The following is a 6114-nucleotide window of genomic DNA, read 5'->3' as shown; positions in this document are numbered from 1 at the left end:
CTCGGAGATGTGTATAAGAGACAGCGATGGTATAATATATCCATGTTACAAATTTTTTAGGGAGGACTCAATAATGAAAGGCTACACAAGCGAAACTATCAGAAACGTTGCACTGGTTGGACACGGCGGATGTGGTAAGACCACATTTTTAGAATCTGCACTTCTGGCTACAGGCGTTATCGACAGACTGGGTAAAGTTGAAGATGGAAATACCGTTTCCGATTATGATAAGATGGAGATTGAAAAAGGCTTTTCCATTAACACATCTATCGTTCCGGTAGAATGGAAAGACAGCAAGATCAATTTTATCGATACTCCGGGATATTTTGACTTTATCGGAGAAGTAAATGCAGCACTGAGAGCTTCGGAAGCTGCAGTGATCCTGGTGGATGCCGGTGCTGGAATCCAGGTGGGGACGGAACAGGCATGGAAGGCCTGCGAGCGCTATAAGATGCCTAGATTTATCGTAATAAATAAAAGAGATAAAGACGAATTTGACTTCTATAAAACCTTTAATAAACTGAAGGCTAAGTTTGGTGAAACGCTGATCCCGTTCAGCTGGCCGCTGACTGCAGAAATTGATGAAGAACTGAAAGAAGCGATCGCTATGACAGATGATCTGCTGATGGAAAAATACTTCAATGGAGACGACTTCAGCGATGAAGAAATCAAGAAAGGACTGGTAAAAGGTATTTCCGAGGGTGGTATCGTGCCGGTATGTTCCTCTGCATTTTCATTGGGACACGGTATTGAAGGTCTGCTGGATCTGCTGGTGACTTATGTACCGACACCGCTGCAGCACGGAGCATATAAAGGCTTTAACGACAACAATGAACAGGTGGAGAAAATGTGTGTCGTAGATGCAACTCCTTCTGCTTTTGTATTTAAGACTATCGTTGACCCGTTCGTAGGCAAGATCTCTATCATGAAAGTGGTAACAGGCAAGCTGACGTCCGGTATGGAAATTTTGAATGAGAGAACCGGCAAAACCGAAAAGCTGGGCAAGCTCTTCTTCCTGAGAGGAAAAGAACAGCAGGAACTCAATTACGCAGAGGCCGGTGACATCGTGGCCGTTGCGAAACTGCAGCACACGGTATCCGGAGATACTCTTTGTGACAAGAACGATATCATCCGTTATCTGCCGCTGGATTATCCGTCTCCATCGTTATACGTGGCCATCGAAGCCGTTGACAAAAAGGATGAAGACAAGATTTTCTCCGGATTGACCAGATTGAGAGAAGAAGATCCATCCTTCGTTGTAGAAAGAAATGACGAAACGCATCAGACTCTTCTGGGTGGTCAGGGTGAAATGCAGCTGAACATTGTAATGGCCAAGCTGAAAGACCGTTTTGGCGTAGAAGTCAAGACCGTTCCTCAGAAGATCGCATATAGAGAAACCATTAAGGGAACTTCAGATGTACAGGGAAAACATAAGAAGCAGTCCGGTGGTGCAGGGCAGTATGGAGACGTACATATCAGATTCTCTCCGTCGCAGGAAGAATTTGAATTCTCAGAAGAACTGTTCGGTGGATCGATTCCTAAGAACTACGTTCCGGCAGTTGAAAAGGGATTGAAAGAGTCCATGGAAAAAGGACCGCTCGCAGGATGCAAGGTAGTTAATATCAAGGCTGTTCTCTATGATGGTTCTTATCACGATGTAGACTCCAACGAAATGGCATTCAAGATCGCTGCTTCCCTGGCGTTCAAGAAGGGCATCGCAGAAGCAAAGCCGTGCCTGCTTGAGCCGGTAATGAGGCTGGAGATCATCGTTCCAGATGACTATGTGGGCGATGTTATGGGCGACATGAACAAGAGAAGAGGCAAGATCCTTGGTATGGAACCTCTGGCAGAAGGCGGACAGAAGCTGATGGCGGAAGCTCCACAGGCAGAACTCTTTGACTATGCGATCGTGCTCCGCTCCATGACGCAGGCAAGAGGAAACTTCTCCATGCACTTTGAAAGATATGAAGAAGTTCCAGCTCAGATCGCGCAGAAGATTATTGCAGCTCATCAGGCAGAGCAGGAGAAATAGAGGCTCTGAAGTGAATATCGAAACCAGCAGGTTTTTATAGAGAAAGTTTGATCCAGAGGGTGTCGCAGAAATGCGATACCCTCTGTTCCTATTTTAGTACGGTGGAACTACCATTTTGATGTTTTCATGAAGTTGACATTGACTTTAAAGGAGATATGTACTATTCTTAAGGGAACAAATGTTTGCAAAACAGCTGATGACTAGGAAGGATAAGAAGATGGCGAAGAAAGGGAAGACTATATTCGTCTGCCAGGAATGCGGATATGAGAGTACGAAGTGGATGGGACGATGTATTTGCGGTGCGTGGAACTCCATGGTGGAAGAAAAACAGATAGATTTGAATACAGACGACAAGAGAAGGCGAACTGGGACTGCTGCGTCCGTGAAAGGTACAACGGAAGGTGGCGGCAGAGCAGCAGGAAAACCTTCCCGCCTTTCACAGGTCACTTCTGGTGAAACCAGCCGGATCGATACCGGGATAGGTGAATTGAACCGAGTTTTAGGCGGGGGTCTGGTGCCAGGATCTCTGACTTTGATTTCCGGGGAACCTGGAATCGGAAAATCAACTATCATCATCCAGGCAGCAGCTCATATCGCAGCTTCAAAGGGAACGGTGCTGTATGTTTCCGGAGAGGAATCGGAAGAGCAGATCAAGATCAGAGCTGACCGGGTATGTGATAAACTCCCGGAAGATCTTTATATTCTGGCTGAGACTAATATCGATGTGATCGCAGAAGCCTGCCAGCAACTGAATCCTGTGTTTCTCATCATTGACTCGATCCAGACCATGTATACCTCGGATATAGAATCAGCGCCAGGCAGTGTTTCTCAGGTGCGAACCTGCGGCAATGAGCTGATGCGGATCGGTAAGATGCACGGAATACCGGTATTCATCGTAGCGCATGTGACCAAGAGCGGTGATCTGGCAGGGCCGAGGATAGTAGAGCATATGGTGGACTGTGTGCTCAGCTTTACAGGTGACAGAAGCCATGAGATGCGGATATTGCGGGCACAGAAAAACCGTTTTGGGACGACGAGCGAGATCGGTGCATTTGAGATGGCGCAGCAGGGACTGATGGAGATCGAAAACCTGTCGGGAACTTTGCTGGAAGAAATGGAGAAGGACAGTGAAGGCGCCGTTGTGACAGCTGTTTATGAAGGAACCCGGCCACTTGTTTTAGAAGTGCAGGCTCTGACATCCCAGGCCAATATCGGATTTGCGCGGCGTACAGCGCTGGGAGTGGACAATTCCAGGCTCAGTATGATCCTGGCAGTCCTGGAAAAGAAAATGGGGCTATCTTTGATCAACCAGGATGTATACGTCAATATAGTCGGTGGAATCCGTCCGGAAGGGACGTACACGGATCTGGCGGTTGCACTGGCTGTGTATTCTTCTTATAGAGGTAAGGCGCTGGGAAGTAGTACACTGGCTTTCGGTGAGATCGGACTGACCGGAGATCTGAGAGCGGTGCAGAATGGAGAGAAGATCCTGCGGGAAGCCGGACATCTGGGATTTGAACGGGTGGTCCTGCCGATCCGGAATGCAGAACGGCTGAAAAAAACTTTGGCGTCCATCAATAAGGAAAGACAGGCGAAGGGTATGCAGCCTGTTAAAATGGTAGGGATCAAGAACATAGCTGAAGTACAGAAGCTGTTTTAGCTCCAGGGAGCCGGAGTGCGACAGTTGGAGCCCAAGGAATACCGGTGAAACAATTTCAGATCAATATAAAAAGCGGATGCATGAAGCACCCGCTTTTATATTGTCATTTTGAAAAGTTAAGAGCGATTGTCATTTTGATATCATTTCAAAGAACTCTTTGAATGTGATCGGCTCCTGAAATGCATTCTGCATGACATAAGCCGCAAGACCGGCCGTCGATAAAATCAGCAGAAATATGAATAATATCGTTCCTATAAATTTTCTCATGATTAGATCCTCTTAATTTGTTTGTACTAAACGATCCATGCGATTACGAACAGCAGAACGCCTGCGATAGCAGCGCAGTAAGCGCCGATTCTCCAAGCCTTGTACTGTTTGTCGAGCTTAGCCTTTTCTTCAGCAGTCGGTTCAGCAGTAGCAAGTGTCAGTGCTTCTACATCTACAGCTTCCTGCGGGATCGGTCTCTTGCGAACGAAGATTACGAAGTACAGGATAGCCAGTACGTCCCAAACGATGTTGTACCAGATAGCAACTGGATCGTAAGCCAGGATCAGCAGAATCGCGAACATGATGATGCTGAACCAAGCTCCGAAAGTACCAGCAGGGCACTTCCAAGGTCTCTTGAGATCCGGTTCTTTCTTACGCAGTCCCAGGAAGGATGCGAATCCGATGATGTATGCCTGGATCTGGTTGTAGGAGCACATCATTGCAACGATCTTGATGGATCCGGACAGGATGAAGAATACGCCCAGGACTCCGCAGAGAACGATTGCACGGTAAGGGCTCTTGTATTTCGGATGAACTTTACCGAAGTATTTCGGGAAGTTTCCGTCTTCTGCCATGATGTACATGTAACGAGCAGGACCTGCGATACAAGGGTTCATTGTGGAGAAGTCTCCGCCTAATGTAATACCCAGACACAGGATTACAAGAGGCAGGCCTACAATGCCTGCATACTGCATTGCTTCTGCATAAGGTGCAGCAGCTGTGTACAGATCAGGAACGTGCTGAGCCGGAGTCAGTGCGCACAGGAACCACTGGAATAACAGGTTAACTGCCAGTACGCAGAACGGCGAGATCAGCAGAGCTCTAGGAATAGTCAGCTGCGGGAACTTAACTTCGGAACCCATACCAACGATAGTTTCATATCCGAAGAAGCACCACAGTACGAGCAGTACAGCCTGAGCGAATGCATTAACGCCAGCAGGGATTCCTACGCCTGCAACCATTTCAGTAACGCCGGAGAAGTCTGCCTTGGCGATAACTGTTGCAAACCATACCAGGGAGCATGCCCAGAAGAAGAACATGAAGAAGTTCTGTGTTTTACCGTTCATTTCGATTCCTCTGTAGGAAATTACCGTGAAGAGGATGAACAGACCGATTGCCGGGAGAACCTTCCACAGGAATACATCTGTAGGAACAGCTCCCTGGAAGTAATCGATCAGGGAATAGTCATTGTTGTCGATAGGAACGTTCAGACCCAGAGCGTTCAGCAGTCTTACGAAGTAGTTGGAGAAAGCCATTGCTTCGGAAGCACCGATACCAACCTGAGCCAGAGTGTAGTTCCAGCTTTCAAATACAGCTACCGGGTAGTTGAGACCTCTCTTAGCAAAAGAGTATGTACCTCCTGCCAGCGGCAGCGCAGCACCCATTTCACCATACATAGCGCATGGGAACAGGATGAGAATGAATGAGATCAGGGATGCGACGATTACAGTACCGCCCATCAGACCAACGATCTGCGAACCAACTGTGAACAGACCTACGCCGATAACAGCACCAGCTGTCGTAGTGACGCATTCTGCCAGCCCTAACGATCTGTTTAGCGTTTGGGCTTTTGCATTGTTTTCCATGAAAAAAACCTCCTTTTAAAATAGTAAAATAATAATGAATATAAATAAATTAATAGTAATTAAATTAATTATATTGTCTTAAATCTTGTTTTTTGAAGTTTCTTCGGAATCGTGCAGTACTTCCTGCAAAGCTTCTTTCGGTGCTTCGGATGTTTCCGCTGCGTCTGATGCGTTCACGGGATCTTTGGCTTCTGCTCTCGCAGCTTCCGCAGCTGCTCGCATCATACGACGCTGTCTATAATAAGGAAATAAAAATACAAGCGTCGCGATGTTAAAGGTCAGCCACATTCTGAGACAGAAGATGCCCAGCCCTTCATACTGACCGGCGTCCGCAACCAGCAGTGGCCGGAATGCCAGGATCGTCGCTGCAACAAAGCAGATCACAGGAAGTATCAGTCCAATCAGCGGATTCTGCTTCTCACACAGCGATTTCTGCAGGCTTACGATGAAGTACATTGCCAGCAGTGCTGTTGGAAGCACGATAACCATTTTATCAGGATCCATGTTCTGTAATATCTGCATAAAAAATAACCCTCCTGTATCCTTCCTTATTGTATACTTTTAAAAAC

The 6114-nt window shown here is 47.1% G+C and carries 5 protein-coding genes; 2 read left to right on the top strand and 3 right to left on the bottom strand.

Annotated features, from left to right (window positions below; translation table 11 throughout):
• Nucleotides 1-73: 73 nt before the first annotated feature.
• Both H8876_RS07665 and radA read left to right on the top strand, forming a co-directional pair.
• On the top strand, nucleotides 74-2032 hold the full coding sequence (locus H8876_RS07665) for an elongation factor G (RefSeq protein WP_249287247.1): 1959 nt from the start codon (nucleotides 74-76) through the stop codon (nucleotides 2030-2032).
• A 217-nt stretch (nucleotides 2033-2249) separates the two neighbouring features.
• A complete protein-coding gene (gene radA, locus H8876_RS07660) occupies nucleotides 2250-3692 on the top strand; it encodes a DNA repair protein RadA (RefSeq protein ID WP_249287246.1) in 1443 nt (480 codons plus the stop codon).
• Between the two features lie 129 nt (nucleotides 3693-3821).
• Here radA and H8876_RS07655 read toward each other — a convergent pair whose 3' ends face one another.
• The 3 genes from H8876_RS07655 to H8876_RS07645 all read right to left on the bottom strand — a co-directional run bounded on the left by H8876_RS07655 (nucleotide 3822) and on the right by H8876_RS07645 (nucleotide 6067).
• Nucleotides 3822-3959 (bottom strand): hypothetical protein, encoded by a 138-nt coding sequence (locus H8876_RS07655; protein ID WP_249287245.1) that lies wholly within the window; start codon nucleotides 3957-3959, stop codon nucleotides 3822-3824.
• A gap of 26 nt (nucleotides 3960-3985) precedes the next feature.
• Nucleotides 3986-5545: an APC family permease gene (locus tag H8876_RS07650; protein ID WP_249287244.1), complete on the bottom strand. Its 1560-nt coding sequence runs from the start codon at nucleotides 5543-5545 to the stop codon at nucleotides 3986-3988.
• Nucleotides 5546-5623: 78 nt separating this feature from the next.
• Nucleotides 5624-6067, bottom strand: a complete 444-nt coding sequence (locus tag H8876_RS07645; protein ID WP_249287243.1) for a hypothetical protein — start codon at nucleotides 6065-6067, stop codon at nucleotides 5624-5626.
• Between the last annotated feature and the right edge of the window lie 47 nt (nucleotides 6068-6114).

Source organism: Lentihominibacter faecis (assembly GCF_014306095.1).
In the GTDB taxonomy this organism is placed as follows: domain Bacteria; phylum Bacillota; class Clostridia; order Peptostreptococcales; family Anaerovoracaceae; genus Lentihominibacter; species Lentihominibacter faecis.
This window is presented reverse-complemented; position numbering and strand designations above follow the sequence as displayed.